Source organism: Actinoplanes xinjiangensis (assembly GCF_003148685.1).
GTDB classification, from domain to species: Bacteria; Actinomycetota; Actinomycetes; order Mycobacteriales; family Micromonosporaceae; genus Actinoplanes; species Actinoplanes xinjiangensis.
The window spans coordinates 75,457-102,417 of record NZ_QGGR01000008.1 but is presented as its reverse complement, the minus strand read 5'-3'; the positions used below and the strand labels follow the sequence as shown (position 1 = coordinate 102,417).

Annotated in this window: 28 protein-coding genes and 1 pseudogene; 14 read left to right on the top strand and 15 right to left on the bottom strand. The window is 68.5% G+C overall.

The window, feature by feature from the left end; genetic code table 11:
- Positions 1-29 precede the first annotated feature (29 nt).
- Both BC793_RS19355 and BC793_RS19350 read left to right on the top strand, forming a co-directional pair.
- Positions 30-1,193, top strand: coding sequence for a M23 family metallopeptidase (locus BC793_RS19355; RefSeq protein WP_146246344.1), 1,164 nt, complete (start codon positions 30-32; stop codon positions 1,191-1,193).
- Positions 1,190-2,707, top strand: a complete 1,518-nt coding sequence (locus tag BC793_RS19350; RefSeq protein ID WP_109594181.1) for an FAD-dependent monooxygenase — start codon at positions 1,190-1,192, stop codon at positions 2,705-2,707. The genes BC793_RS19355 and BC793_RS19350 overlap by 4 nt, the downstream gene beginning before the upstream one ends.
- A 39-nt stretch (positions 2,708-2,746) precedes the next feature.
- Here the strand turns inward: BC793_RS19350 and BC793_RS19345 are convergent, their stop codons facing one another.
- A complete protein-coding gene (locus tag BC793_RS19345; protein WP_109594179.1) occupies positions 2,747-3,745 on the bottom strand; it encodes an ATP-grasp domain-containing protein in 999 nt (332 codons plus the stop codon).
- On the bottom strand, positions 3,742-4,923 hold the full coding sequence (locus BC793_RS19340) for a peptidase MATCAP family protein (protein ID WP_203896293.1): 1,182 nt from the start codon (positions 4,921-4,923) through the stop codon (positions 3,742-3,744). Before BC793_RS19340 ends, BC793_RS19345 begins: the two co-directional genes overlap by 4 nt.
- 142 nt (positions 4,924-5,065) lie before the next feature.
- On the opposite strand from BC793_RS19340, the gene BC793_RS48905 reads away from it, so the two are divergent.
- From BC793_RS48905 to BC793_RS19320, 4 genes are all read left to right on the top strand, one after another.
- Positions 5,066-5,512: a histidine phosphatase family protein gene (locus BC793_RS48905; protein ID WP_158319317.1), complete on the top strand. Its 447-nt coding sequence runs from the start codon at positions 5,066-5,068 to the stop codon at positions 5,510-5,512.
- A 137-nt stretch (positions 5,513-5,649) separates the two neighbouring features.
- A complete protein-coding gene (locus BC793_RS19330; protein ID WP_109594175.1) occupies positions 5,650-6,327 on the top strand; it encodes a TetR/AcrR family transcriptional regulator in 678 nt (225 codons plus the stop codon).
- Positions 6,328-6,484: 157 nt separating this feature from the next.
- Complete coding sequence (locus BC793_RS19325) at positions 6,485-7,726, top strand: amidohydrolase family protein (RefSeq protein WP_109594173.1); 1,242 nt, start codon at positions 6,485-6,487, stop codon at positions 7,724-7,726.
- Positions 7,727-8,023: 297 nt separating this feature from the next.
- A complete protein-coding gene (locus BC793_RS19320) occupies positions 8,024-8,392 on the top strand; it encodes a hypothetical protein (protein ID WP_146246342.1) in 369 nt (122 codons plus the stop codon).
- 139 nt (positions 8,393-8,531) lie between these two features.
- Here BC793_RS19320 and BC793_RS49670 read toward each other — a convergent pair whose 3' ends face one another.
- From BC793_RS49670 to BC793_RS19310, 3 genes are all read right to left on the bottom strand, one after another.
- Positions 8,532-8,684, bottom strand: coding sequence for a hypothetical protein (locus BC793_RS49670; RefSeq protein ID WP_158319316.1), 153 nt, complete (start codon positions 8,682-8,684; stop codon positions 8,532-8,534).
- Positions 8,685-9,141: 457 nt separating this feature from the next.
- A complete protein-coding gene (locus BC793_RS19315; protein ID WP_109594169.1) occupies positions 9,142-9,717 on the bottom strand; it encodes an RNA polymerase sigma factor in 576 nt (191 codons plus the stop codon).
- Positions 9,714-10,376 (bottom strand): hypothetical protein, encoded by a 663-nt coding sequence (locus tag BC793_RS19310; RefSeq protein WP_109594167.1) that lies wholly within the window; start codon positions 10,374-10,376, stop codon positions 9,714-9,716. The genes BC793_RS19315 and BC793_RS19310 overlap by 4 nt, the downstream gene beginning before the upstream one ends.
- An 841-nt stretch (positions 10,377-11,217) precedes the next feature.
- On the opposite strand from BC793_RS19310, the gene BC793_RS19305 reads away from it, so the two are divergent.
- The gene (locus BC793_RS19305) at positions 11,218-11,958 is read left to right on the top strand and encodes a hypothetical protein (RefSeq protein WP_146246341.1); all 741 of its coding nucleotides are present in this window, start codon (positions 11,218-11,220) and stop codon (positions 11,956-11,958) included.
- Positions 11,959-12,194: 236 nt separating this feature from the next.
- On the top strand, positions 12,195-12,716 hold the full coding sequence (locus tag BC793_RS19300; protein ID WP_170167252.1) for a hypothetical protein: 522 nt from the start codon (positions 12,195-12,197) through the stop codon (positions 12,714-12,716).
- A gap of 102 nt (positions 12,717-12,818) precedes the next feature.
- On the opposite strand, the gene BC793_RS19295 is transcribed toward BC793_RS19300, so the two are convergent.
- Positions 12,819-13,139, bottom strand: coding sequence for a hypothetical protein (locus BC793_RS19295; RefSeq protein WP_109594161.1), 321 nt, complete (start codon positions 13,137-13,139; stop codon positions 12,819-12,821).
- Between the two features lie 350 nt (positions 13,140-13,489).
- Here BC793_RS19295 and BC793_RS52325 point away from each other — a divergent pair, with 350 nt between their 5' ends.
- Complete coding sequence (locus tag BC793_RS52325) at positions 13,490-13,612, top strand: hypothetical protein (protein WP_275416207.1); 123 nt, start codon at positions 13,490-13,492, stop codon at positions 13,610-13,612.
- 411 nt (positions 13,613-14,023) lie between these two features.
- On the opposite strand, the gene BC793_RS52320 is transcribed toward BC793_RS52325, so the two are convergent.
- On the bottom strand, positions 14,024-14,158 hold the full coding sequence (locus tag BC793_RS52320; protein WP_275416206.1) for a hypothetical protein: 135 nt from the start codon (positions 14,156-14,158) through the stop codon (positions 14,024-14,026).
- 303 nt (positions 14,159-14,461) lie between these two features.
- Positions 14,462-15,982 (bottom strand): cellulose binding domain-containing protein, encoded by a 1,521-nt coding sequence (locus tag BC793_RS19290; RefSeq protein ID WP_109594629.1) that lies wholly within the window; start codon positions 15,980-15,982, stop codon positions 14,462-14,464.
- Between the two features lie 378 nt (positions 15,983-16,360).
- On the opposite strand from BC793_RS19290, the gene BC793_RS19285 reads away from it, so the two are divergent.
- Positions 16,361-18,070: a helix-turn-helix domain-containing protein gene (locus BC793_RS19285; RefSeq protein ID WP_146246340.1), complete on the top strand. Its 1,710-nt coding sequence runs from the start codon at positions 16,361-16,363 to the stop codon at positions 18,068-18,070.
- Here the strand turns inward: BC793_RS19285 and BC793_RS19280 are convergent.
- Entirely contained in the window at positions 18,024-18,707 is a 684-nt protein-coding gene (locus tag BC793_RS19280) for a TetR/AcrR family transcriptional regulator (RefSeq protein ID WP_109594157.1), read from the bottom strand. The genes BC793_RS19285 and BC793_RS19280 overlap by 47 nt on opposite strands.
- Positions 18,704-19,756: an alpha/beta fold hydrolase gene (locus BC793_RS19275; RefSeq protein WP_203896292.1), complete on the bottom strand. Its 1,053-nt coding sequence runs from the start codon at positions 19,754-19,756 to the stop codon at positions 18,704-18,706. Before BC793_RS19275 ends, BC793_RS19280 begins: the two co-directional genes overlap by 4 nt.
- Before the next feature lie 332 nt (positions 19,757-20,088).
- On the opposite strand from BC793_RS19275, the gene BC793_RS19270 reads away from it, so the two are divergent.
- Positions 20,089-21,015: a hypothetical protein gene (locus BC793_RS19270; protein WP_146246339.1), complete on the top strand. Its 927-nt coding sequence runs from the start codon at positions 20,089-20,091 to the stop codon at positions 21,013-21,015.
- 483 nt (positions 21,016-21,498) lie between these two features.
- Here the strand turns inward: BC793_RS19270 and BC793_RS19265 are convergent, their stop codons facing one another.
- Together BC793_RS19265 and BC793_RS49665 are read right to left on the bottom strand one after the other, a co-directional pair.
- A complete protein-coding gene (locus BC793_RS19265; RefSeq protein ID WP_109594154.1) occupies positions 21,499-21,765 on the bottom strand; it encodes a hypothetical protein in 267 nt (88 codons plus the stop codon).
- Positions 21,766-21,774: 9 nt separating this feature from the next.
- The gene (locus tag BC793_RS49665) at positions 21,775-21,939 is read right to left on the bottom strand and encodes a hypothetical protein (protein WP_158319315.1); all 165 of its coding nucleotides are present in this window, start codon (positions 21,937-21,939) and stop codon (positions 21,775-21,777) included.
- A 269-nt stretch (positions 21,940-22,208) separates the two neighbouring features.
- Between BC793_RS49665 and BC793_RS19260 the strand changes: the two genes are divergently transcribed.
- Both BC793_RS19260 and BC793_RS48900 read left to right on the top strand, forming a co-directional pair.
- Positions 22,209-22,580 (top strand): hypothetical protein, encoded by a 372-nt coding sequence (locus tag BC793_RS19260; protein ID WP_109594151.1) that lies wholly within the window; start codon positions 22,209-22,211, stop codon positions 22,578-22,580.
- A gap of 200 nt (positions 22,581-22,780) precedes the next feature.
- On the top strand, positions 22,781-23,092 hold the full coding sequence (locus BC793_RS48900; protein ID WP_146246338.1) for a hypothetical protein: 312 nt from the start codon (positions 22,781-22,783) through the stop codon (positions 23,090-23,092).
- A 217-nt stretch (positions 23,093-23,309) separates the two neighbouring features.
- Here BC793_RS48900 and BC793_RS51415 read toward each other — a convergent pair.
- Positions 23,310-23,450: pseudogene (locus tag BC793_RS51415) on the bottom strand (IS982 family transposase); the annotation flags it as partial.
- Positions 23,451-24,086: 636 nt separating this feature from the next.
- Between BC793_RS51415 and BC793_RS19245 the strand changes: the two are divergent.
- Entirely contained in the window at positions 24,087-26,069 is a 1,983-nt protein-coding gene (locus BC793_RS19245; RefSeq protein WP_109594149.1) for an ABC transporter ATP-binding protein, read from the top strand.
- A 64-nt stretch (positions 26,070-26,133) separates the two neighbouring features.
- On the opposite strand, the gene BC793_RS52315 is transcribed toward BC793_RS19245, so the two are convergent.
- Both BC793_RS52315 and BC793_RS49660 read right to left on the bottom strand, forming a co-directional pair.
- Positions 26,134-26,673 carry a peptide chain release factor-like protein gene (locus BC793_RS52315; RefSeq protein WP_158319314.1) on the bottom strand — a complete coding sequence of 180 codons (540 nt, stop codon included), beginning with the start codon at positions 26,671-26,673 and terminating at the stop codon, positions 26,134-26,136.
- Positions 26,639-26,782: a hypothetical protein gene (locus BC793_RS49660; protein WP_158319313.1), complete on the bottom strand. Its 144-nt coding sequence runs from the start codon at positions 26,780-26,782 to the stop codon at positions 26,639-26,641. Before BC793_RS49660 ends, BC793_RS52315 begins: the two co-directional genes overlap by 35 nt.
- Positions 26,783-26,961 lie beyond the last annotated feature (179 nt).

Sequence of the window (26,961 nt, the reverse complement as noted above, 5' to 3'; positions counted from 1 at the left end):
GGAGAATGGTCGCGATCATCGCCGCGGGAGTGGCATTGCTTCTGCCGACCGCCGGTGCGCCGGCGACCGCGCGTGCCGCCGAGCCTGCGAAAGGGTTGTCGGCTGCCGCGTCGCCGGGGGCCGGCGACGCCGGCGCTCAGATCCTGGAGACCAGCGTGCTGGCGGCGCCGCGGCCGGTGCCGGCGAGCGACGACCGGACACATCTGGTCTACGAGGTCCAGCTGCGCAACGTCTCCGCCGGGCCCGTGAACCTGGATCGGGTGGAGGTGCAGGAGCCGGACGGCACCGGCCCCGTCGCCGTCTACGACTCCCGCGCGATCGAACGAGTCATGCTGGATCCCAAGGCCCGCACGTTCAGCCGGACGCTGGCACCCGGCAAGTCCGCTTCGCTGCTGCTCGACGTCACGGTGGCGGCCGGTGCCCGGGTACCGGCCCGGCTGGTCCACCGCTTCGACGTGTCCGGAGCCGCCGACCGGACCCTGCGCGGCGCCGCGACGAAGGTCGACCGGCGTGCACCCCTGAACCTCAGCCCACCGCTGCGGGGCGACGGTTTCGCCGTGTACGGATGCTGCCGGCCGCCGTTCGTGCACCGCCTGGCCGTCATGGACCTCAACGGGGGCACGTTCGCGGCCCAGCGGTACGCGATCGACTTCGTCCAGACCACCGACGGTGTACACAGTTATGCCGGTGACCAGGCCCGCAACGAGAGCTACTTCATCTTCGGCGAAGGTGTCCGGGCGGTGGCCGACGGCAAGGTGCTGGCGGTCCGGGACGGCGTGGCCGCGAACACGCCGCAGAAATTACCGGCCAACCGGGCACCGGAGAACCTGACCGGCAACTTCGTGATCCAGGACCTCGGCGGCGGGGCCTACGCGCTGTACGCCCACATGCAGAAGGACAGCCTGCGGGTCCGGCCGGGGGACCGGCTCACCCGTGGCCAGGAACTCGGCCTGGCCGGTAACAGTGGCAACTCGACCGAAGCGCACCTGCACTTCCACGTGGTCGACAGCCCGGGCGTGCCGTTGGGCGTGGCCGGCGACAGTGTTCCGTACACCTTCGACCGCTTCCGGATCCGCAACCGGATCACCGGTCTGGACAGCGAACCGGAAGCGCCGGTACGGGCCGACGCCCCGCCCGCACCGGACCGGACCGGGCGGTACCCGCTCACCGGCGATGTCGTCGACTTCCCGTGAACCCGGCGGCCGGACGCGGTGAGGCCACGACCGATGTCCTCGTGGCCGGTGCCGGTCCGACCGGTCTCACGCTCGCCTGTGACCTCGCCCGTCGTGGCGTGGCGGTGCGCATCGTCGACCGGATGCCGGAGTTCCCCACCGGTTCCCGGGGCAAGGGGCTGAGCCCGCGCAGTCAGGAGGTGCTCGACGATCTGGGGGTCGCCGACCGGATCCTGGCGTCCGGTGTCAGCCACCTGCGGCACCGCAAATACCAGGGGACCGAGGTGATCGCCGAAGTTGACCCGCAGGCCGATCAGGTGCCCACGCCCGACGTCCCGTACCCCGCGGCCCTGATGATCCCGCAGTGGCGGGTGGAGCAGATCCTGCGCGAGCGGCTGGCCGAACTCGGCGTCACCGTCGAACGTGGCGCCGAACTGCGCGACTTCCAGCAGGACGCCGACGGGGTGACCGCGACGGTCGGTGAGGCGCGGATCCGGGCCCGGTACCTGGCCGGCTGCGACGGTGGCCGGAGCACCGTCCGCAAGGCGCTCGGCCTGCCGATGCGGGGCGAGACACCGGATATGCAGGTCATGGCGGTCGGTGACGTCCGGGTCGAAGGGCTCGGCCGCGACGCCTGGCATCAGTGGTTCACCGACGACGGTGTCGTCATGCTCTGCCCGTTGCCCGGCACCGACATGTTCCAGATACAGGCCTCTCCCGAGCCCGGCGCGGACGGTGCACCGCTCGAACCGACCCTGGAACGGTTCCGGCAGACCTTCGATCGGGTGGCCGGGCTGCCGGGTGTGCGATGGCGCGAGCTGGCGTGGCGCTCGACGTACCGCGTCAACGTCCGGATGGTCGACCGGCTCCGGGTGGACCGGGTGTTCCTCGCCGGGGACGCCGCCCACGTGCATCCGATCGCCGGTGGGCTCGGCATGAACAGCGGGATCCAGGACGCGTACAACCTGGGCTGGAAGCTCGGTCTGGTGGTTGCGGGCCGGGCCGCCCCGGCGCTGCTGGACACGTATGACGAGGAGCGGCTCCCGATCGCGAGCTGGCTGCTGGACATCACCTCGGAGCGGCTCGCCGCGGTCCTCGACGCCGTCAAGGAGAAGGGTGGCGGTCTCGACGCGGTGGCCTCGCCTGAGTTGACCCAGTTGGCGCTCGGGTATCCGTGGAGCCGGCTGTCCCGCCGGGCCGCCCGGTCCGCCCGGATTCAGCCGGGGGACCGGGCGCCGGACGCGCCGCTGTGTGACAGCGCCGGCGCGCCGATCCACCTCTTCGATCTGTTCCGCGGTCCGCGCTTCACCCTGCTCGCCATCGGGGAACACGGTGTCCCCTCACTCGACGGTGTGGATCCGGCGACCGTCGGCACATGGACGATCGGGCCGGGCGGCCTGCACGACCATGGCGGCCACGCCGCGAACGCCTACGGCGCAGACACCCTGATCCTGGTACGCCCGGACGGCTACGTCGGCCTGGTCGCCGAGCCGGGGGACGGCCGTGGCGTTCGCGACTACCTGCGCTCGCTGTGAACAGGATGACCGCGGCGCCCACGGATCCGGGCCGGCCTGTCAGCGCTTCGCGCCGGCGCGGCTCTCCAGGGCTTCGATGACGGTGGCGCACATGTCCGTCCCGTACATCCATTCCAGGCTCTGGAGGCCGCCCGGGCTCTCCGCGTTGATCTCCACGACCTTGCCGCCGATCACGTCGATGCCGACGAGGAACATGCCGTCGGCCAGGAGTTTCCCGGTCATCGCGGCGATGACACCGCGCTCCACGTCACCGATCTCCAACGGCGCCGGTTGGCCGCCCTTGCTGATGTTGGCGCGCGGGTCGGTGCCCGCGGGCACCCGCCGGAACGCGGCCGCCTTCCCGTCCTGTTCGAGCAGCTCGCCGTCGAGCAGGAAGATCCGGGCGTCGCCGTCCTCGCCTCCGGGGACGAACTCCTGCGCCAGAGCGTAGCCGTCCTGGAGTACGGCCTCGGTGATCTGCGTGAGGTTCTGTTCGGTCACATCACCCACCATGAACACGTTGCGGCCCTTCGCCCCGTACAGCGGCTTGATCACACAACGGCCGACCGCCGCGACGAACTTCTCGATCGCCTCGGGGTCCCGGGTCACGAGCGAACGGGGCCGGATCTGCTCGGGGAACTCCTCGAGGTAGAGCTTGCTCGTGGCGCGCAGCAGCGTCATCGGGTCGTTGACCACCGTGACGCCGCGGGCCTGGAGCATCTGGCCGAAGACGGCGCCGAACGGGCTCGCCCACGGCCGCTGCTGGAGGTCGTCGATCGATTCGTTGCGCAGGTACAGAACGTCGAGGTCGTCCATGACGATGCGTTCGGGGCGGCGTGCCTTGGTGGCCGTCAGGAAATCGTCGAGTGTGTCGCCTTCGTGGAACACCGCGGCGTGTGCCCGGGCCACGAGCCGGCCGTCGCTCTCGCCGAGTTCGACGTCGCCGACCCCGACGTACCAGACGTCGTGGCCCTTGCGGCCGGCCGCCCGCGCCAGCCGTGTGGTGGCGTACTCATCGATTTCGGTGGTCATGTCGTTGACAAAGAACGCAAGCCTCATGCCGGTGCTTCTCCTTCATAGAGGTCCATGACCGTCGTGCCTGCACGCAGTCTGTCGAGGCGTTCCTGAGCGCCGGGCGCGTCCAGCCAGCGTGGCCGGATCCAGGGCGCCCGCAGTACGCCGCGATCGAGCAGGTCCTGGATCAGCGGAAGATGGTCGAGGGCGAGTTTGCCGACCAGCAGCGCGTCGAGGCTGACACCCGCCGCGAACGCTTCCAGCAGGCGGCTGACGCCACGCAGGTAGATCGCGTCCTTGACCGACCCGCCCGCGACGACGACCCGGATCGCGATGATCCACGCGGTTCGGGCCGGGATCCGGTGCCGCTGCTGGAGTGCATGGAAGATGTCGAGGAACCCGGCGCCGTCGAGCATCATGCCGACGGCCACCACTCGTGCCGCGAGAACGCGGAGCCGCCGCGGGTCCAGGCCCCCGGTCAGATATTCGGCGAGGACCGCGAGGCCCTCCTGGGTTTCGTCATAGCCCGGCAATCCGATCGTCAACAACGTCAAAGGCTGACGGGCGCCGTTCTGGTACGTGACGACATGAGTGCCGACCTCGTGCTGCAGCAGCGGCTCGACACGGTCGGCCCGTAACGTCACGCTCTCGGGAATCAGCAGCCGGCCGAACGACACCATCAGCTCGGACACGTCGGCACGGACGTCGACGTGCACCGGGAACTCCGGATACACCTCGCGGTAACGGTTCATCTCCGCGCGGGCCGCGTCAGCGAACGCCCCGGCGGTGACGCTCGATGCGGGCGGTGACAGGGCCGGGATGGCCCCGAGCAGATCCTGTGCGGCGGAGGTGAGTGACGGGCTGACGCCGCCGTAGAGCTGAAGTGACGCGTACACGAATCGTGAGGTGTCCCGGTCCTCCAGCGCGGTGATCTGCCGGGCTATCTCCTCGCGTTTGGCCCGCAACAGCATGTGCAGCGCGGGGTCGGTGACGTTCTCGAGTTCCAGGTTGTACAGGTCACGGCGTAGCAGATCAGGCTCGAACCCCAGGGGGCGCAGGCGCAGGGTGGGCACGGCGCGGAAGTCACTGCGCTCGAAGTCGGCCCAGGCCTCGGCCCCGTTGACCGGCGTGAGGTTGAGCAGAAGGTCGACGCTGCGTTCGATCTCGGCGAGGCGCGCGTCGATGTCCAGGGTGGGCTTCAGCATCTGCGTCGCGGAGTTCACGGGAGGCCACATGCCCAACGGGGCCACCGGGCAACCTCGTGCCCGGTCCGGTTCACCGTCACGGTGGGTACGCAAGGCATCGAACCGGGCCGGAGCGGCTATCACGTTCAGCTGGACAGGCTCGGTCACTCAGCCCGATGCCATGCCGGGCGACCAGCACGCCGTTGACAAGTTGGCCGACATGATCAATGGCTGCGACGATGGCGGTCCGGCCACGACGAGGAGGATCCCTGACTTCGCCGGGACCGGGATCCCGATCCGTCAGGACCCGCGACTGCGCGAATGCAACTACGGAACATTCAACGGCACGCCGGTCGGCGAACTCGCACGTATCAGGTCCCAGCACATCCACCAGCCGTTCCCCGGAGGGCAGAGCTATCAGGAGGTGGTGGGCCAGACGCGCGACTTCCTCAGCGAAGTCGCACGGGACTGGGACGGCAAGAAGGTCCTCCTCATCTCCCATTCCGCCAACCGGTGGGCGCTGGACAATCTCCTCGCCGGAATCCCGCTGGAGGATCAGGTCGATGCACCGTTCGCCTGGCGGGAGGGCTGGCATTACACCCTCCCTACAGGTTGGCCCGGTCGATAGGCCGAGTTCCGCAGACACCGTCCATGACATGTGTCGGCCTCCACCGGAGGCGCGCTAACGACGCCGTGTGGGCCGGCTCTCGCCTCATCTGTCGGTGCGAGGTAGCCAGTAACGAACATGTTCGCTACGATCGCGTTATGAGCCCACGCCGTGTTCCGGTGAGTCGTCGTGACCGTCCTGCCAAACCGGCGATGAGCCGTGAGGGTGTGGTCGCCGTCGCGCTGAGGGTCATGCGGGAGGAAGGGCTGGAGCGGGTGACGATGCGGCGGCTGGCCGCGGAGCTCGACACCGGCCCCGCGTCCCTGTACGTCTACGTTCGCAACACCGCCGAACTGCACGGCGCAATGCTGGACGAGCTGGTTGCGGAGTTGGATCAGCCCGCCGTACAGCAGGGAGAAGACTGGCGTGAGCAACTGATCAGGCTGCTGTGCTCCTGCACCGAGTTGCTGTTCGCCTATCCCAGTCTGGCTCGTTCGGTGCTGGTGCTGCGGCCTTCCGGCCCCCACTATCTGCGGTTGATCGACACCATCCTCGGGCTACTGCTCGCCGGTGACGTCCCGATCCGGCAAGCGGCCTGGGGTGTCGACATGCTGTTGCAGCAGGCGATCTCCATGGCCGCCGAGCAGGGCAGCCGCGACGAGGCCGCCGACGCCGAGGGGGAGGAGCGCGCTCTGGCTGTCGCGGTCATCGAGGCCCCGTCGGGCACGTACCCGAACATCGCCCACGTTCGCGACGAGATCCTGTCCGGTGACCACGAGCAGCGCATGCGGTGGTGCTTCGCCACGATCATCGATGGGCTGTGCGCCACCCGCTGAACGACATCCGGCCACCGGCGGTTCATGGCCGACAACCTGCACCGCCGACCGCGACGCATGACTGTCACGAACATGTTCGTAACGAACTAGATCGTAAATAGCCGAAATCCTGCCGGGCCCGGCCGACGCCACCAACTACCACAAAGGACTACAAGACATGAGCACTACCATCGTCAATGCACGAATCTTCGACGGCCATGATGTGCTGGACGCAACCACCGTCGTCATCGACGGCCCCACGATCACCGCCGTGGGGGTGCAGCCGTCCTCCGGCACCCGGATCGTCGACGCCGCCGGGGCGACACTCCTGCCGGGCCTCATCGATGCGCACGTGCACACCAACACGCAGAGCCTGGCGCTGGCGCTTCGCTTCGGAGTCACCACCCACCTGGAGATGCAGGGCACCAACACCCGCCCCAACCGTAAGCACATCGAGGAGGACGACAACCTCGCCGACGTACGCTCGTCCGGCTTCGGTGTCACCCCGCCCGGAGGGCACCCCTCTGAGTTGTTCCCTGAGGGATTCCGGCCCGGTCCGCCGGCTGGTGCAACCGGACGCGGCGCTCCCGAATATGCGCCCGTGATGCCGTTCTCCACCACCCCGGAAGAGGCGGTCGCGTTCATCCCGAAACTGGTCGAGACGGGCTCCGACTACATCAAGTTCATGGTCGACGACGGTAGCGTGGAAGGCCATCCTGGCCTGCCCATGCTCGATCAGAGCACACTGAACGCCGGCGTGGCCGAGGCCGGGCGGCACGGCATGCTCACCGTCGCGCACGCTCTGACCATCGACGCGACCCGCATGTCGATCGAGGCCGGCATCAGCGGTCTGGCGCATCTGTTCATGGATCGACCCCACACCGCCGAGATCATCGAACAGATCGCCGCCTCAGGCGCCTTCGTCGTGCCCTGTGTCGTCCTGAACGCCTCGATGATGGGTATCACCGGTGCCGAGTTCGCCACCGATCCCCGGGTGTCGTCACGTCTCGACAAGCCGTGGTTGGAGACCCTGCGATCCAGCTTCAACCACTACCCGCAGGGCGACATCAACGACGTGCTCAACTCCGTCAAGGCACTGCATGACGCCGGGGTGGACCTCCTGGTCGGCACGGACGCCTCGGTCCCCCTGCCGTTCCTGGGCGGCCTTGCCCACGGAGCCAGCGTCCACCACGAACTGCAGTACCTGGTTCGAGCCGGCCTGAGCCCGATCGAGGCGCTGCGAGCCGCCACCGGCACTCCGGCACGCCGGTTCGGCCTCACCGACCGCGGCCGCATCGCCGAAGGACTTCGCGCTGACCTGCTCCTCGTCGGCGGCGACCCCACCACGACGATCAACGACACGCTCAACACCCTTGCCGTCTGGCGGCGCGGAAAGCGACTGGCCGGCCACACCGCCTGAAACGACTCGCGGCGTCAACCAGCCGAAGCCCGCCCGAATGCCACGGCGACGTCCGCGAGACCGGCTCGCCCCGGACTGTACGCCTCCAGAACGCCATGCAGACGCGTGCCGCGTTGGATACCGGCACCTGCCGTTGCGGAGCCGGCATGGTCCTTTATTTCGGCGTGGACCTGCGGCCGGACAGAAATGGCGGGTGATCACCCGCAGGGGTGGCCGCACGGCGATCCGATCAAGCGAAAAACCACGACCGAATAGCTTCACCTCACCCGACTCGTTCAAAAATCACGAGGAGAACAGATGAGTACGACAGGAATGTGGCGGTCGACGGTGGTCGCGGCGGTGACGGCGAGTTCTCTCGCTTTCGGTGGTTCGGCGGTGTCTGCTGCCCAGCAGGCCGACGTCGAATACCGGTGCTACGGATGTCACGTTGTCGCTGCCGGACCGGCAGCCGACGCCGGAAAGGTCCTCGTCCAGTTGGACGACCCGGAGGGGAAGCTCAAGACCACATGGTTCGAGGCCACGAAGGCCCCGGATCAAGTTCTGCAGACGGCTCTGGCTGCCTTGACCTCCGGTAAGACGGTCACCGCCTTCGTCGCGTCGCTGGATCCCAATAGCGCCATCAACCGTATTTATCTGGAGCGCTACCCTAAATCCGGGTCGAATTAGTCACGGTGTCCTGGCTTACGACCGGCAGCCAGCAACGGCTCCAGCGGGTGCCCACTGCGTCTCGGTCGACTCATGCCGCCGCGTCACGTGCCGGTGATCCTGCCGGAGGCCTTGAGCTGTCCGGACGATGGACGTTGCGTCAGCGGATGCGCTGGGCCAGTTTCGCCACGGCGCCACCGACGACGAGACTGACCACCGGAGTGGCGACGCGCGGCAAGCGGGTTCTGCGCATCACGTAGGCGGTGGCCGCGCTGGTCACCACCGGCAACGCGGTCTTCATGGCAGTGCTCACGGCGGAATTCATCGCGGATCATGTCCCTTCCGGGTCGTTGGCATCTGACCCCGAATGATCGGGTCAGTTGGACACACACAGCGATACCCGCCATCTCCGACGTTAAGCACGGCGGCGACGCTTCGCCGTTGGCTGGGTGGCTCGACGCGGACTCGAAACCGGAGGTGATCCGCAGATACCGCGCAAGTGCCTACGCCGAGGGAGCCCGTACAGGCGCGCCGGACGCGGTGCAGGTCGCCGACCGGTGGCAGAAACTCGCCGAGGCCGTCGAACGCTGCGTCGCCTGGTACCGGAGCTGCCTGCACGAGCCCGTCGTCGCGCCAATCGACAAGCAGCCCGCCGCAGCCGAGGTGCCCGAGCACGGCGGCGCGATGGCTCTACGCCGCCGTGAGCACCACAAGCTGGTGCACGACCCGCGACCCATGCGGATCTGGAACGACTCGAACGGCGGTGGCCTTCAGAGCGCGGGGTCTGATGCCGGCCGGTACGTTCGAGGCGGTTTTGTGGGTCGGTTGGAGAGTGTTGCCTCGTCGGCTTCGAGTAGGGCTCGTAGTCGGGTGCGGGCGCGTTCGAGGCGTTTGCGGGTGGCTGCGGGGGACAGGCGCAGGATGGTGGCGGCTTGTGCGGGGCTGACGTCTTCCCAGGCGATGAGGGTGAGTAGTTCCCGGTCGTCTGTGCTGAGCTGCTCCAGCGCCGAGCGTACGACTGTGCCGGTGTCGTGTGGGGTGTTGTCGGGTTGGATGTGCAGGTGCTGGCGGAGCCGGTCGGCGAGGTGGGAGCGTCGGGTGGCGCTGCGGCGGTGGTTGGCCAGGGTGCCGCGGGCGGTGCCCAGTAGCCAGGCGCGGGCCTGGCCGGGGTCGGTCGGTACGTCGTTCAGGCGTCGCCAGGCTACGACGAATACTTCGGCCATGAGGTCTGCGGCGTCCTGTGTCGGATCGGTGCGCCGGGTGAGGTAGCCGAGCACGGCAGGTCCGTGTTCGGTCATCAGGGCGGTGAAGACCGCTTCGGCGTCGGGGTGCGTCGATGTGGTCATCGGATACCGTCCAGGCCGGCTGCCGTGCAGTTGGCCTGCAGTTCCCGGGTGACCGGTCGGCGATCACCGCGAGCGGCGGCAGTTGCCACCTGTTGCAGGTTCGCGATGACGCCACCGCCGTCGGTGGCGGTCATAGCGGGCGCTTCGATCGCCCGGCGCAGCGCGGCGACAGCTTGCGCCTGCCCGGCGCTGTCTCCCGCGGCGTGCCGACGGTCCCACGCGGTCAGCCAGGCGCATACCGCATAGTGCTCGGCCATGCTCTGGGTGGCCAGGTCGGAGAGGGTGACCTGCTTGTCCTGTCCCTGCTGGCGCAGTTGGGCCGCGTAGGCGGCCCGGTCGGTGCCGGGCGGTAGCTCGAGCCGGGCGGTGTGGCCGTCCACCGCCTGTTCGAAGCCGGCAGAGCCCGAGTCGTGCCAGATCGCGTAGCCGGCGGCCGCTGTCACCGCCAGGACGCCGACGGCCACGGGCGCGATCAGCAGCTTCCGCCATCGGGTAAGGGTGCCGCGCAACCCGGTGTGGGCCTGCGGCTGGCTGGTGACTACATCTGCGGCCAGTTGACGCAGCAGGCCGGTGACCTCGTCATCGGTGCCGAGCCTCGGCGCGGGTGCCGCGTCGCGCACCAGCTGCTCGAGTCGGGTGTCGTTCCACGCCGCCATCATGATCCCTTCGTCTTGATCATTACAGACAAGAGATGTCCGGCACGACCGGCTGTGTGACACCGCCCTCTGCCTACCAGCGCGCTGCGGCTCCGGGCCGCGAACAGCGACATCATCCTTGCGCTCGATCGGGAAACGGCCGAGGGCCTGTACGTCACGCTGTACGAGGTTGGTGAGCACATCGCTGCCGGCGCTGCGATCACCCCGCACACCGCTGGGGAAGTCGAGCGTCTGGTGGAGGTCCTTATGGGCTATCCACGTGAAGTGGTGGGCGCCGGGATGCAGATGTTGTCCGGCCCCAGGATCCCGCCATCGATTTCGCCGGCTACTGATGCGGAAGCAGCTGGCCCGCAGGGAGGCTGAGGAGGCGAGGGCGACGCCGACACGCGACCTGGCGTCGAGGCTCCAGGCGTCACTTGAGGTCGGTCTGCATCTTTCAACTCACATGCTGATAGGCCCAAGGCTGCGAATAGCGCTAAGCAAAGAACGGCGATGAGACCGGAATGGTTCTTGTGATTCACGATGCCGCCATTGCTGCCGAGGATGGTCGCTGCAATCTCATCTTCAACCAGCTGAGTGTCCCATGCTACGAACCAGGAGGGGCGGTACTCAACAAGCTGACCGCGCTTCAGCGCCGCAGGCGGCGAGGACGCGCCTTGTCGGCGGCATGAGAGTAGGCGGCTCAACGCCCGTGGGATGAATTTCAGACCGATGACGGGCTGGATGATGGCAACGGGTGGTCGCAGGGCTGCGACGATACGGATGGACAGGTCGGCTCCGGTACGCTTAGATTCCGTTCGTCGATGGGTTGGCCCTATCTCCACAAGACGGACAGGATACTCGTTTGCGCACCATTCCGACCAAGGCCGCGTTGATTGTTCTGGCCGTTGCGGCCACGACACTGGCCGGTTGTCAGAGCGAAGATAAGACGGTGCCTACGCCGCCGCCCTCGGTCGCGCCGACCGCATCACCGGCTTCCAACGGGATCAAGGCGCTGAGCGCTACAGAGATCCTGAAACGGGCTAAGGCGGCGCTCAGGGAGGCGAAATCCTTCCGAGCTGAGGGGATGTTGCATCAGGACGGCGAGAAGGCCTTGATCGACCTCAAGGTCAGCGGGCTGAACTTCATCGCTTCCGTATCCTTTGGCAAGGCCACGGTAGAACTCCTTTCCATCGGCGGCAAGCGGTATCTGCGACCGAACAAGCAGTTCTGGATCATGTCGACCAATACTCGGCAGGGCACGATTCTGGCCCAGGCGATGGGCGACCGGTGGGTCGCGGGAGCCGACAAGGATCCGGCGTTCGTGGACCTGTTCGCCATCGGCTCCCTTGACGGGTTATTCCGGCCCACGAGGTTCGACATCGGCGCCGTCAAGGAAATCGCGGGCGTCGAAGCGGTCGGACTCATGGATTTCGACGATATCGAGAAGAAGCTGTTCGTTGCGGCGACCGGCAAGCCGTACCCTCTCCAGTTGACCGGCAAGAGTGGCGCCGAACTGGCATTCACTGACTTCGGTGCCACAATCACCGGCCTAGTGGCACCGCCTGGAAGTAGAGTCGTGAACATTGCCGAGCTGGCTGGTTGAGGCTAATTCCGGTAGCACTGGCACCGTCCATAACGCGCCGTGCGCGGTTGATGTGCCATCAACGACGTACTGACATCGGCTAAGTCGAGTGTCGGACCCGACCCCGGTGCCGTCACGGTGTGTGATGTGGGCGTCGGCGGATCGCGCGGGTTGGCGCTGGTCAATTAGCCTGCAGCCATGAATGTGATCAGCGAGTCCGCTCAGTGAGGAGCCGGCGGATCAGCTCCCGTCAGGTCGTGCTGACGGCCACGTTCCTGTCGCTGGCGGCCGGCGGGGCCGCGGCCTGCGACAGCTCCTCGCCGCAGGAGTGGGAGTCGGCCGATACCCCCGGTTACAGCTTCGACACCGCTGTCGAGGCGGAGGATGCTGAGCTGCCGGTGACAACGGCGCCTACGACGACGACTCCAGTCAAGCCGGCGACCAGACCGGTGACGACCGCGCCCACTGAGGAGCCCGTGGGCCAGGAGGTGTTCTACTGCGCCGACGAGGAGGGCATGGTCGTCGAGGAAGAGTCCTGCGCCGAGGAGGACAGCGGCCTCTACTTCATCTGGCACTCCGCCACGTACGCGCGCGGTTACCCGGTCGGCGCCTACCTCGATGGTGGCGAATACTTTGCGGCCGGTGACCAGGCGAGCCGGCGGGCGTTCCGGCTGCCTGCCACGGGCGCGGTGTCCAACGGCACGGTGAAGACCAACGTCGTCGGCCGTTCCAGCGGGGGGTCCACGACCGTCGGCGACGGCTCGTCCTCGGGAAGCTGAGCCGGGCACGCAGGGTCGGCGGCGAAGGAATATGTCGGCCGGGTGTCCGCTGCCCGCAATCCAGCCGCCATTCAGGACGTCTCCCTGGCGGCTCAGACGCAGTCATCGGGGCTGCGGGTCGTCGGGCTTCTCCAAGATGAGGACCGTCATAGTCAGCAAACGGCGGTAGTAGAACGCCTCGGCCTCGTCCAAGGCAGGAATCGCGCGGTTGAGCAGCTGCTCACACTCCGCAAGGGTGTCCCATCGCCGGTTGTCGACACGTCCTCGGTTCTCCAGCCACGTACCGACACAACCGGTCACCCTGCAATCCAGGCCGACCATCTCGACTCCATGGGCATCGTCGACTTTCAGCCGGGGCGGAAAGGCAGCTCGCCGGTGCTCCTCGTAAAGCTCGGCAACGGCACGCACGAGGTCCTCCGCCACGGAGCCCCCTGAATATCGACGCGGCGAGCGCCACCCTAGCGCATTGCGCATCGCTCACGAGCGCGCGTCAGTCGATGCGAGGCGACCGTGGAGGGGTTCCCGGCGAGCTACTCGCAGCATGATGATTATTCGCAACCAAAGCGGAGGGATCTCCCAGCGTCGTGACCCGCAACCCTTGTCGGCGGCATGTGAGGATGGGCGCGGGACAGCGGCGCATGTGAGTGCACTGGTCATCATTCTCGGCAGGGCGATCTGATGCTCACGACAGTGGCCGCCTGTGCTGCACAGTGGCGGGGCGGGCCGGGGGTAATCGCACGTGTGTTCGTGCCCCGAGCGGGTAGACGGCACCCATGCGCATCGGAAACACGGAAATCCGGTTCTTCGGCGGGCCGGCTGGCTGCCTCGGCATGATCGCAGTGTCGATCCTGTTGTCGGTCGGATTGACGATCCTGCTCAACCTCATCCTGCGGTAGCGCTGGCCCAGAGCATGCCCGACCAGCACAGGAACGCCGCGGTGTCATGACCCGGCGCTGCAGCCTGCCCACGCAATGCCAATTTTCGAGGTCAACCGCTGATAACGAGCGATTCGGCCCGGGCAGCCTGTCCCGGTCGCCAGGGCGACGACCAGGCCAGCGCCGTGGACAGGGTCTTCGAAGCCGAGCCGGCGAGCCCGGGTACGGCCGAAGCTCAATCTGTCGGTGGGGGGGTGTCAGTACCGTCCCAGATCAAGGCGCGATGCTGGAACCCGGTACGGATCGGCCAGCGTGGTGATCACGCCGGTCGAGGCGCCCCTGTCTCGACCGCCGGCCGGGCTCGATGTCGCTGACCGAGTCCGGCTCGTCGTCGTGCGCGACGACGACGCGTCCTGGCACCTGGCGCCGGTGTCAGCGTCCGGTGGGCGGGATGGTCGAGGCGCGTCCGGCCTGCTCATCACGTTTCAGGCGCTTCGCGGTCTGCTTTTCCTTGATCGACTTGCCCTTCTTCTTGACGTTCGCCTTGGCCGTCGAGTCCTTGGACATGATCGAACCTCCCTGGAACAGGTCGGTGAACGTGCGGGCGATGGAAGAACAAGGCCCGCCGGGCGGACGCGAGGTCCGTACAGCATCTCGACCCTACCCCCACCTGTGGCGACGGTCGGCAGTGCTGCAAAGACGGCCTTGCCGCCGCGGGGTGCGGGCCGAGTCCAGCGCGGAGTCGTGATAGACCGCCGGCGCGAGAACCGGCCCGAGATACGTGGTCAACCGCGGCGTCGCCGAAGAAGGCCATACGTGCCCGGCCGCAACGGCAGGGCACGCATGGCCTTCAGTGGTGTGCCGTGCGCCTCAGGCGCAGGGCACTCCGTTGAGGGTGATCGGGCTCGGAGTGTTCGGTGCGCCGCTGGCGGTGAATCCGAAGGTCACCGCCCCGCCGGCGGTGATGGTGGCGTTGTGTGCCGCATTGGTGGCCGTTACCGCGGTGCCGGTCTGGGTGACGTCGGCGTTCCATCGGCCCTGGATCTGGCCGCTGTCGGGCAGGTTCCAGCCGAGATGCCAGCCGTTGACGTCGGCACCGGAGTTGTAGACCGTGACGTTGACCGTGTATCCGGTCGACCACGCGTCGGTGACCTGGTACGAGACCCGGCAGCTGCCGGTCCCGTCCTCGGTGACCGGGACGATGTCGCCGAAGTCCTGACGGTAGGTCGCGAAGTCCTGGAAGCCGAAGCCGGCTCCCGCAGTCCGGGTGGTGGTGCCGGCGGCGAGCACGGTGCCCGCAGCGGTCACGGCGTACACCGGGCCGCCGCTGTCTCCGCCGCGGGCGGCTTCGAGCCCGTCGAGTTGGGTCGCCTCGACGAGTTCCTCGCGGTCGGTGTAGTGGAACTTGACTTCGAGATTGCAGACCGGGGCACCGGTGGCCTCGGCGCTGACCGTGCCGGACTGGCACAGCAGCTGTCCCGGGTAGACCTCCGTCCAGCCGGCCACACGGGCCTGTACGCCGTCCTCGACCCCACCCACGTAGATCTTGTTGCTGACGGAGGGGACGGCGATCATCTCGGCGTCGTGGTCGGCGTTGCGCTGCACGGTGGTGCCGACCGGTTCGCCGGACCAGTCCTTCCACTCGGTGCCGAGATCGCCGCAGTGCGCGGCGGTGATCAGGTACGGCGTGGCGGTGGACAGATCGCGCACCCCGAAACCAGAGGTGCAGATGTAGCCCGGATCGCGATAGAGGCGCATGCCCCCGCTCCACGGCGCTACGTCGTCGAGGCGGGTGGAGCGTTGCTCCAACCGCTTCTGCGGGACGGTGCGCACGGGAACCACACTCTTCGGCAGTGCCGGGATCTTGGCGCCGCGGGCCGTGTCGACGAGGACCTCGAGCCCGCTGCCGTCGGTCTTGATCCGAACACCGTGTGCGGCGTCGGCCGGATCGGCGTCCACCACCTCGGCGAGTCCGTCGGCTTGCGCCTTGAGCTGACTACCGGAGTAGGCGGCGTGCTGCACACTCACCGGGGCGATGTGCCGGGCGGCAGTGACGGCCGCGGCGATGTCGGCGGGTAGGGCGCCTTTCCACCAGAGGGTGACGTGGTCGCCGACCAGTCCGATGCCGGCATAACCGCGAGGGGCGCCGGCCGTGACGGCGGTACGGACCACGCTGGCGGTGTCCACCAGCTTCTCCTGCGCGATCATCCGGTCGCGGACCGACGGCGGAATCCGGTCGAGCACCGAGCCCGCCGGGAGGGCTGCGGCGGGCGCCGCGGCCGGTGCGCCGGCGGTGGCGTGACTGCCGCCGAACCCGGTCCCGATGACGACCCCGATGGTGAGCACGCCGGCGACCGCCGACCGCCTCGTCGTCCTGCTGAGCTGTCTCATGTGGACCATGCAACGCCTGCTCCACCCCGGTGCCCAGGAAGGACGACCGGCAGAAGCAGCTCCGCCGCTGGTTCTGCCGGGTGATCTGCCGGTCGCGGCCGGATCGGCTCGGAGCCGCCGCAGTATGGCGCGCCAGGCCGGTGCGAGAGCCACCTCATGGGCGGGTGGCCAGGGCGGTTAACAGTCGAGAAACCCTTCCTGTATGGCCCGGAAACCGCAATGCAAAAAGCGTGGCGGCAGAATGGCTGAACCGGTTCAGTCCACTGCGTCAACGTGTCTTTTCTCTCGTCCGAAAATTTCCTTGCTGAATCGCTTCGTGTAACGATCGGTACTCGTCCGGCTACGAAGCTCGTCAGGAGGTAACGGCCCTTGTCCGGCGTGGAATTCGGGGAAATGCTCCGCGACCTGCGACGCGGCGGCGGGCTGAGCCAGGAGGATCTCGCCGAGGCGTCCGGCTCCAGCGTCCGCACGATCCGTGAGCTGGAACGCGGCCGGGTGCGCACGCCGCACCGACGTACCGTGCAGGTCATGGCGGACGCGCTACAACTGTCCGACGCGCAACGCGGCCAGTTTCTGGCCCTTGCCCGGAAGGAACGATTCGCCGGCGCGGACATCAGAGCGGCCCGCACGCGGGCTCCGGCGACCGTCGCTCCCAGCGGCGCCGCCACCCGGCACCACGCCTCCACGACGGGGGAGCCGGAGTCCGGGCCGCGCCGGTCCACCGGCGACCAGGACGGGCAGGTGGATCAGCCGGTCCGCATCCCGCGGCAGCTACCGGCTGAAGTGCCCGTTCTGATCGGCCGGGAGAAGGAGTCGTCGGCGATCCACCGGCTCAGCGAGCAGATCACCGCGGGTCCTGGCCGCAGCACGTCGCTCGTCATCGTCCACGGGCCGCCCGGCGTCGGCAAGACCAGCCTCGTGATCGCCGTCGCCCATCAGATCAGTTCCCGCTTTCCCGACGGCCAGCTCTTCGCCGACCTGCGTGGTATGTCGGCGACCGGACCGACCCCGGTAGCGGACGTGCTCGCGGAACTGCTGCGCTCCCTGGCTGTTCCGGACGCGGCGATCCCACCGCCCGGAGCGGCCCGCGACGGCTTGTTGCGCACCCTTCTGCGCGACCGCCGGGTCCTCATCGTGCTGGACAACGCGTTCGACGAGGCGCAGGTACGGGCTCTGGTGCCGGCGAACGCCCGCAGCATGGTGCTGGTGACCTGCCGTCGACCGTTGAGCGGCCTGGACGCGACCGAGCGGCTCCGGCTGGACGTGCTCTCGCGGACCGATGCTCGACGGATGCTCGGCGCGCTCATCGGACGCCGGCGTGCCGACGCGGACCCGTCTGGGGTGGACCGCCTGGTACAACTCTGTGGACGGCTGCCCTTGGCGTTGCGGGTGGCAGGGAACCGGCTCGCCAGCAGGCGAGACTGGAGCGTTCGTCAGCTGGTGGACCGCCTGCATGGCCAGCCGCACCGACTGAGCCTGCTCACCGCGGGGGATCTCGACGTGCGAGCCGCCTTCACCGTTTCGTACCGGCAGCTGCGGCCACTGACCGCAGCAGTCTTCCGCAGCGCCGCGGTCATCGCCGGAGCGGACTTCGACGCCGCTCTGGCCGCGGCCGCAGCCGGCGTCCATGTGGACGAAGCCACCGTGGCCTGTGAGGAACTCCTCGATGCCGGACTCCTCCAGTCGGCGGCTGATCGATACTCCTTCCACGATCTCGTCCGGCTGTTCGCCGCGGAACGCCTCGACGACGAGGCGGCACCGGGCCGCGGCCCGGCACACGAACGGGCCGTCCGGTGGCTGCTCGCTCACACCCAACGTGCCGCACTGACCTTCCGGGCCGACGCGACGGCCGACTCGTACCGGCGGGACGCGCGAGCATGGCTGGAGCGCGAAGCGCCGAACCGGCCGATGGCCGTACGTGACGCGGCTCGGCACGGGTGGCATACCGACGTGGTTCAGGTCACGAAGACACGGGACCGGTACTTCGACGCCACCACCCAGCACCACCCTGCGGGCAGCCCACCAGCGGGTTCGGGCCCGGTCAGGGTCGGTGCGCAGGACCAGGGGGTGCCGCATCCCAGGCGGTGATGCCTCTTGCGGCCATCGAGGGATCTCCTTGCAGTGCTGTGCGGTGCAGCATGTCCACGACGGCGTCCGCTGCGGTGCCGGTGTCGAACGAGCGGTCGGTGAGGAACTCCGCGACGACCGCGTCGATGGCGCCGCCCAGCATGATCGCCGTGATACGGGCGTCGAGGTCCTGCCGGTATGCCTTGGCGCTCTTGGCGGCGTTGATGAGGTCGGCCAGGGGTCGCCATCGTTCGGGTGAGTGGGGCCGGTCGGCGATGCCGGTGTCGTGGTCGTCGTCGAGTGCCTCGACGATGACACGTACGTGATCGGGGTTGGCGCCCATGTACCCGATGAGTCCGCGCACATAGGCGTCGACCTGCCCTGCCGGTGTCGTCGCCTTTGTGATCAGTGCCCCGACGTGTTCGGTGAGTCCGGCGATCACCGTGTCGTAGGCGGCGCGGATGACGGCGCGTTTGGTGGCGAAGTGGTAGATGACAGCCGCTTTGGTGATGCCGGCTGCCTCGGCGATGCGCTGCAGGGAACAGCCCGCGTATCCGTACTCGGCGATCACCCGGATGGTGACGTCGACCAACTGGGCGCGGCGGGCCTGCTCGGTGAAGGTGAGCTGCCGGTCCGGCGATTGCCGGCCGGTGTTCACCGTTCCTCAGCTAGGAAGGACGCCACGTCGGTGGCGATCCGGTCGGGTTGTTCGCCGTTGACGGCGTGGCCGGCGTCCTCGTAGAACAGCACGGTCGCGTCGGGAAGAGTCGCCTCGGCATTGCGGCGGGCCTGCTGCGCGTCATGCATGACCGAATCCTCGGCGATGATCACCAGCACCGGCATTCTCAGGCTGAGGAGTTGCTCGTCGGTGAACCGGGTAGGGGCCGGTAGGTCCAGCGAGTAGTGCTGCATGCCCGAGCCGATCATCTCGGCGATGGGGTCGTTCTCGACCGGTGCGCCTCCGGCCGTCCAGCTGTTGAAGCTGTCACGCCACGACTGCGGCGTCCACCGTACGGACGCGGGTATCGACCGCAGGATCGTCTCGACCGGCAGGTCGGCGAAGGTCACCGCCGGGTCGATGAGGGTCACACCGGCGATCTTCTCAGGTTGTCGGATGGCCGTGTTGGCCGCGGTCCACCCGCCGATGGAGTAGCCCACGAGGTGGACCTGCGGTTCGGGGAGTTGAAGCAGCACCTGGTGCAACCAGCCGGCCTGGTCCTGGTGGTCGTCGATGGGGCGCGCCTGCACACTCATGCCCGGCTCACCGAGCAGATCCATGGTGTACACGGTACGCAGCCGCAGCAGGTCGGGCAGGTTGTCCGCCCACAGCGGCGAGGCCGCTGCCCGGCCCGGTATCAGGACGAGTGGGGCGCGGTCCGGCTCGGCGCCCGCGAACCGGTACAGGCGCACGATGCCGTACGTGGTCCGGACGTCGAGCGTCGCGGTGGGCGGTGGCAGCTCGGCCATGGCCTGGTCGTACGCGGCCACGAATCGGTCTCGCCCTTCGGCTGAGGTGAAGTAGCCGACGGGCGTGGTGTCACGCAGGGCCAGCCAGCCGATGAACATCAGCAGCAGGACGATGGTGGTCGCCTTGCGCCACCAGCGAGGCCGGCGCCACCACCGGGGTCTCCGGGGGCGGGTGGCAGGTGGCACCGCGATGTCTGGTGGGTTCGGACGCGCGGTGCCGACGGCGTGGTCATCGGTCATCGGTCTGCTCCTCCCGGCGGACCGCGGCGCGCGATCCATCATGGAAACTTACCACCTGGTTAGTGAACCGACCGCTCGGTTAGTACGGGTGCGGGCAAGTGCATGGAGAACCGCGAGACGACGTGGCCACGGCACTACGCAACTGAGATGCTCGGAAGCCCACCTTGATGTCGCCGCCCCGGCGTTCGAGGCGCCTCCGCCGCCGAGCGCGGCCGGGAAGAGGTGTGGCCCAGCGGCCGCGTCGGCGATCTTGTTGAAATCGTCTCCCAGCATGGCTGGCGCGCGGGCCACACTTCAGCTGGTACATATACCGGTCGCGATATGGTGGCGGGGTGTTGGCGTGGCGGGCAGGGGTGGTTCTCTGCGTCACCGGGGCCGTCCTGGCGCTGGTGGCGCTGGTGCTGCCCTGGTCGAACGCGATGCCGGAGGGGGAGTGGCCGCCGGTCCTGCGGCCCCGCTATCTCACCGAGTTGCCGCCGGCTCAGAGCTGGGGTGCGGTGGTGCTGCTGGCCGTCATCGGTGCCGGAGCCGCGTTCTGTCTCGCGTGGGGCCGGCGGATGCCGCCCGCGTCGCAACTCGCGTTTGTCCTGATCGCGGCGACGGCAGCGGCGGCCTGGCTTTTCCAGGCCCTGGAGGTCCTGCTGCGACAGGGCACCGTGCAACAACCGGACGTGGTGGTGGGCGCCGCCGAGGTGTCCACCGGTTACCTGCTCTACGTGACCGGCCTGGGGCTGGTCCTGATCGGCGTCGCCGTCTCGGGTGCCGCCCCGGTCCCGGTCCGGCCCGGCACCCGGCCGTGGCGGGTCGCCGGCTACCGGATCCTGCTGGCTGTCGCGGTGATCTGCGTGGTACCGGCGCTGGCGATGCCCTGGTACGGCAGCGAGGTCCGCTACCCGGACCCGGACGGGCCCACCGAGCTCGACGTCGAGGCGTGGCAGCACGTGTTCCTCGACGCCGTGCTGATCGGGCTGGCCATGGCGGGCGCGGCGGCGTGGCGGCCGGCCGTCGTCCGGGTGTTCCGGCTGATCGGTCTGATGGCCGCCGTCGCGGCCCTGGTCTTCCTGGTCATGGGCCACGAGTGGCTGCTGGCCCACGAACCCGCCACGCCCCGCTACGTCAAGTTGCCGCCCGACTCGGGTCTGCGCGGCGGCCTCGGCGCGTCCGCCGTGCTGTTCCTCGCCTTCCTGCTCCTGCCGCCCGGCCCGGCGCGGCGTCAGTCCGCCTCGGTCTCCTCGGGCTCCGCGGCGGCGCAGACGTAATGCGGCGCTGCTGCGCGGCGTTGCGCGTCTCGCCGGGCGGGTGGTCGCCGCGGCGGTGTCAGTGATCTCGCGCATCTGCCCGACCATCCGGAACGGCGCGGTCTCGTCGACTTGGCGCGGCCCTGCTCCCGCAGCCGGGCGACGGCGGCCAGCTGGCCCAGCCCACCACTGGATCGGCCCGGGATCAGGCCGGCGCCAGGTCGTCAGCGGGCCAGCATCGTGTACACCTGTCGCCGCGACATCCCAGCTCCGACACGACCGCGTCGACGGCTACATGCTCGACCGTAGCGCCGGTGGCGAGCCGACCGATCATGTCGGCGCGCCGCACCGCCAGGTCCCAGACGCCCGGAGACGAGGTCAGCTTTATTCTCTGAACCTGTCCCGGCCGGCGCGGTGGCCGCAGCGAACGCGTTCTCTGAACCCATGCGGCCGATGGTCTTTGAGACCGTACATTCTCTGAACCGACCGGCGAGGATCGACTGCCTAGATCGACTGGGCGACGGACCTGGCAATAGCGGCCCACCTCGATCGCGGCCGGCCCGGGCCTCCCTTGCCGGGCCGGTCGCGCAGCGCCGCGCGGGCCGTGTCGGCGTCGTAGAGCGGCGTCCGGTCGTCCAGGTGGGCGACGGGCTCGAGCCCGACACGCCGGACCGCGCTACGAGCAGACGCCGGATCCAGGCCGAACTCCTCGCCGAGCTGGCGCGTGGTGAGCGCCGCCCTGCCGTCCACTGTGATCTCGATCGATGACATATTGACACGCTAGCGAATCAAATCAACCCGCCGGAAGAGCGCGAGCGGGGCGTCCGGATGAATGCCGGTCCGGCCCTCGACAAGGCCCTCGCGCCGGATGATGCCCGCCGGTCGCAGCCCGAGCCGCTCCATGACCGCCCGCGACGCGCGGTCGTGCACCTCGGTGAATGCCACGATCAGCAGATCCGGATGGCGGCCCGGCCGAGCTCCGTACTTGTTGAGCGCCGGCGAACTGACCGCCGATGCGCCGGGTGAACGTCCGGGCAGCGCGGGTGCGTGGGGGTCGCCGCCGCCGGTTGCGCCGTCTGGGTCCTGTGCGCGCTGATGCGCATCAGGACGACACCGGCCGTCCCGTCCCGGATGGCCGGTACCTGCCAAGCGGCCGCTGACGCCCCGGACGCGGACCTACCGTCGGAACCTCACCGCAACCACAGGAGGCACCGATGGTCCACTCCACCCTGGCGCGGCGGGGCGCCGTACTGACGCTGCTGGCCACGCTCTTCTCCGGCGCGGCGGCCGTCACCGGAGTCACCGCGGCCGCCGCCGCGACCTGCACCGGCAAGATCGCCAACACCTCGTCCCGAAACGTGGGGATCGCCTACTACCGCAACAACGTCTCCTACGGCCTGCTCCGCGGCGCGACCAGGACGGGGAGCTACGCGAACCCCATCAACGCCTTCTGGATCCCGTCACCCGCCCGGGTCGAGTACTACAACCTCGCGGGTTCCGGCGAGTGGCTCGCCACCCACTACCCGGACAACCAGGGTTCGTACTGGGTCAACCCCTGCCACTACGCGAAGGTGTACGTCTACTGAGCGACGGATCCGCCGGGGACGGTGGGCAACCGGACGGTGAAGGGTGGCGCCGACGCCGGGCCGGAACGGTAAGAAAAACGGCTCTTGCCCATTTTGGTGGACTCACCACGCATGGTGACGATCTGCCGAGAGCGGACGCGGTGTCCGCGGCAGGGGAGGGCACTGGCCCAAGCTCAGGGCTTGTCTGGCACGCTGGGTTGGTGAGCGGCGAAGCCTTCGTATCTTTGGCGGACCTGCGGCGAGCCCTGGCTCGGTCTCTTGACGAGGTCGAAAGGCAGCGCGGGCCAGTTGTCGATTTCGGTGCTGACTCTTACTGGACGGTCGGTCCATGGGATGCGTTCCGCTTCGACACCGAAGTGCCGCAGCCCACCGTCGGACAACTCACCGACGATGTCCAGTCGATGCAGAACATGCTCGCCGATGACGCGGATCCATCGACCGCCGTTTGGCATGACCTGGCACATCTGATCGGCATCCTCAACAGGCTCGCCGCCCTTAACCAAGATTCATAAGTCAGTGTGGGATGAGGATGCGTTGGCGTAGCAGGGCGAGGTTGGCGCGGCCGTACATGGCGCGTTTGAGTGTGTTGATGCGGTCGACCTGGCCTTCGGCGGCGCCGGAACTGTAGGGCTGGGTTAGGCCGTGTTTCGTAGGGTCGTCGATGTTGCGGCGTGGCGGTGATCGATAACTGAAGAGGTCTCCGGTAGTTGGTTCAGCGACCAAGCTAGACCTTTGGGCGACGCGGGCACCGACGCCTTCGATGCTGCGGCCGCCGTGCAGTTCCAGGTCGAGTTGGCCTTTCAAGGTGTCGTTGACCGACTCGATCAGCTGGCGTACGGGTTTGAGTAGGTGCTCGCCGGCTCGCGGGGTGCGGTTGCGGTAGAAGCCAGCCGGTGCCCCCTCGATGGCGCAGTACGAGTGCTGTTGGGGTGCGGAGCCCGGAAGGTCGCGGAGCCATCGGAGTTTCCCCGACCTCGGCGCGCAGCCGCTCGGCCTCCTGGGCGTCGTCGACGCGGGCCAGGACCTGACGCTAGAGGTTGACCTCGAGGGGGTTGAGCCGATGCAGGCCGGGCCCGACGCGCGACCCGGCCGCCGAGGGCGGCGACCAGCTCGGCGTAGTCGGGTTTCAGGTCGCCCAGGATCAGCGGGGTGACGCCTTGGGCGACCAGTGACAGCAGCATCCGGCGGACCGCGGTGGACCTGCCCATCGCGGGTTCGGGCTGGATCCACACGCTGGGATTGTTGATCAGTTTTGCGCGTTCGTACCAGCGAGTGGAGGTGGTCCTTCACATCTCTGCGGCTGCAGTGCGCCGGCTCGCCGCGCGACACCAACACGCTCGGATAGCTCATCCGAACAAATGTGCTACCCGATGTGCTGACTTCGTCGGCTGGCCGACACCGCATCGGTTCCGCAGTCCGGTATCCGTTGGAGGTGACCGCCGACCAGCAACCCTCGCCAGGACCCACGCCCCTCAAGCGGACCCACCGGCAGGAGGAGACGCGCAGGTGAGCACCACAACGAACAGCCGCGACACCACCGGATCCATCCCAGCCCAGACCTCACCGGGCGATCCGCAGGAGGTGCTTCCGGAGTTCCGGCCGAGCTGGTGGGAGACCGGACTGCGGGCCCGGGCGAACGCCAGCGTGTTCGGCGTCTTCGCGGAACTGCCGGGCCTGACCCGGCGAGCCGTACGAGTGGCGTGGCGAGCCGACCGGCTGCGGACATCACTGGTGGCCGTGAGCACGGTGGGCGCCGGCACGATGGCGGCCTTCGGGCTGCTGGCGACCCAGCGCATCCTCGTCGAATTGTTCGCCGGCGGCCCGACCCCGGATCGGGTGCGGGCGGCGCTTCCCGCGCTGGCGTGGCTGGCCGCGGTCACCGCGATCCGCGGCGGACTCGGGATGCTGGTCGGGTACGCCCTCAACGGCCTGACACCGCGCGTACACATGCTCGTCGAACGCGAGTTGTTCGAGAACACGACCGCGGTCGAGCTCCGGGCGTTCGACGACGACCAGTTCGCCGAAGGCATGGAACGCGCCACCCGTGGCACCGAGGCCGCCATCGAACTGGTCCAGACCACCATGAACCTGTTCGCCGGCCTCGTCAGCCTGATCGCCGTCACCGTGGCCGTGGTCACCGTGCACCCGATGCTGCTGATCGCTCTGCTGGTCGCCACCGTCCCGGCCGGATACGCGGCCCTGCGCGCCGGTCACGTACGGTTCCAGAGCTTCCTGGCCAGCTCCACACGCCGGCGCCGGCAATGGGTGCTGCAGCGCCTGATGGCCGAACGTCAGTCGGCGGCCGAGCTGCGCTCGTACGGGCTGCGTCGTTTCCTGCTGCGTCTCTACGACAAGGTGATGGGCGCTCAGATCGCCGAAGAGCTGAAGGTGGCGCAACGGGTCACGACCACGACGAGCGTCGGCGCGATCGTCGGGGGGATCGCGCTCGCCGGTGTGTACGTGCTGCTCGGCGTGCTGTTGATGCGCGGGCAGATTCCGTTGGCGGCGGCGACCACGTGTGTCATCGCGGTGCAGGCCGCGCAGCGCGCGCTGGCGCAGGTGACATTTCAGATCGACCGCGTGTACTCCTCCGGGCAGTTCTTCAACGAGTACGTCCGCTTCCTCGCCACCGCGAAGGGCTATCTGCCCAACCGGGCTCCCGGCAGCGGCCGTGAGCCGGATCCGGTACCGGACGGGCTGGTCGAGCTCACGGTCGGCGACGTGAGTTTGCGATACCCGGACCGGGACCGGCCCGCAGTCGACCAGGTGTCGTTGACCATCCGGGCGGGCGAGACCATCGCGCTGGTCGGCGAGAACGGCTCCGGCAAGTCGACCCTGGCCGCGATGATCGCCGGCCTGCGCGAGCCCACCAGCGGGGCGATCCTGTGGAACGGACGCCGTTACGACGAATGGGACGCCGACGGCCTGCGCCGCCATGTCGCGGTCGCCATGCAGGACCATCACCATTGGCCGTTCAGCGCCTCGACGAACATCGCGATGGGCGACATCGACTCCGACGCCGACCCGGAACTGATCGAGGCGGCAGCCAGACGCGCCGCCGCGCACGACATGATCCTCGAACTGCCGCACGGCTACGACACCCTGCTCGACAAGACGTTCAAGGACGGCCAGGAGCTGTCCGGCGGCCAGTGGCAGCGCATCACCGCCAGCCGGGCCTTCCTTCGCGACGCGCCGCTGCTGATCATGGACGAGCCGTCGTCGGCGCTCGACCCTCGCGCTGAGGACGCCCTGTTCCAGGCACTGCGCAGCCGGCAGGGACGGCACACCACCATCCTGATCACCCACCGGCTGGCCAACGTCACCCACGCCGACCGCATCGTCGTGCTCGAGCACGGGCACGTGATCGAGTCCGGCACCCATCAGCAGTTGATGGCCACCGACGGCGTGTACACCCAGCTGTTCACGTTGCAGGCGGCCGGATATCAGAACCAGCCCACCGCTGATGCGCCCGGCGCCGATGCCGCATGAACAGGCGGCTCGGTAGGGCGGTGGGACGCACCACTCGACACGTGGCGCGTCCCACCGGCACCCGTCAGGCGGTCAGCAGTGGACCGATACGACCGGCCAAGGCCTTGGCCATGCTCACCCGGGTGCCGCCGTCGGCGCGCACCTGATCCCGCCATGCGGTCCATGTGAACGACCGGCCGCCGGTGAACTCCCCGGCACGTTCGGCGTTACGTTCCCTGTGTCTGCGTTCGGCGTCACGGGCGTCGACGGCGGTCTGCAGCCGCTGCCACGCGACCCGTCGGTTCTCGTGCTGACTACGGGAGTCCGCCGCGGTCACCACGATCCCGGTCGGAAGGTGTGTCAGCCGGACCGCGGTCTCCACCTTGTTGCGGTGCTGGCCACCCGGACCGGAGTCGCGGTACACATCGACGCGGACGTCGTTGCGGTCGACACGACCGGATCCCGTGGCCCCACCCGGCTGATCGGGGAGGGCGACGACGACTACTTCGCTGGTGTGCCGACGGCCGTTCTTCTCCGTGGCGGGGACACGCTGTACGCAGTGCCGGCCGGCGAGAGCACCGTATCGGGGGTCAAAGACGGTGGAGCACGAAGACGCGGCCCTCACGGGCGACGGTGACACCGGCGTGGCGGCTCACAGCGTCGGCGAGCTCACCCGCGAACGTCTCAGCGTCCGCGCCACCGGCGGTGGCGTGAATCTCGATTCGAATGGACATTCCCGGCACCTCCTCAGTGCTCGGTGCATCCCGATCCCATCGTGACGGAACCGGCGATCACCTATCGGCCCGTGTACGTCACGGACCGGACGGATCATACCGTGCCCGACCCGGCCGACCGGGTCCCGGCGGTCGAGCCACGCCCCTATCCCGCCGGGAGCGGTTGAAACCTGAGTTTT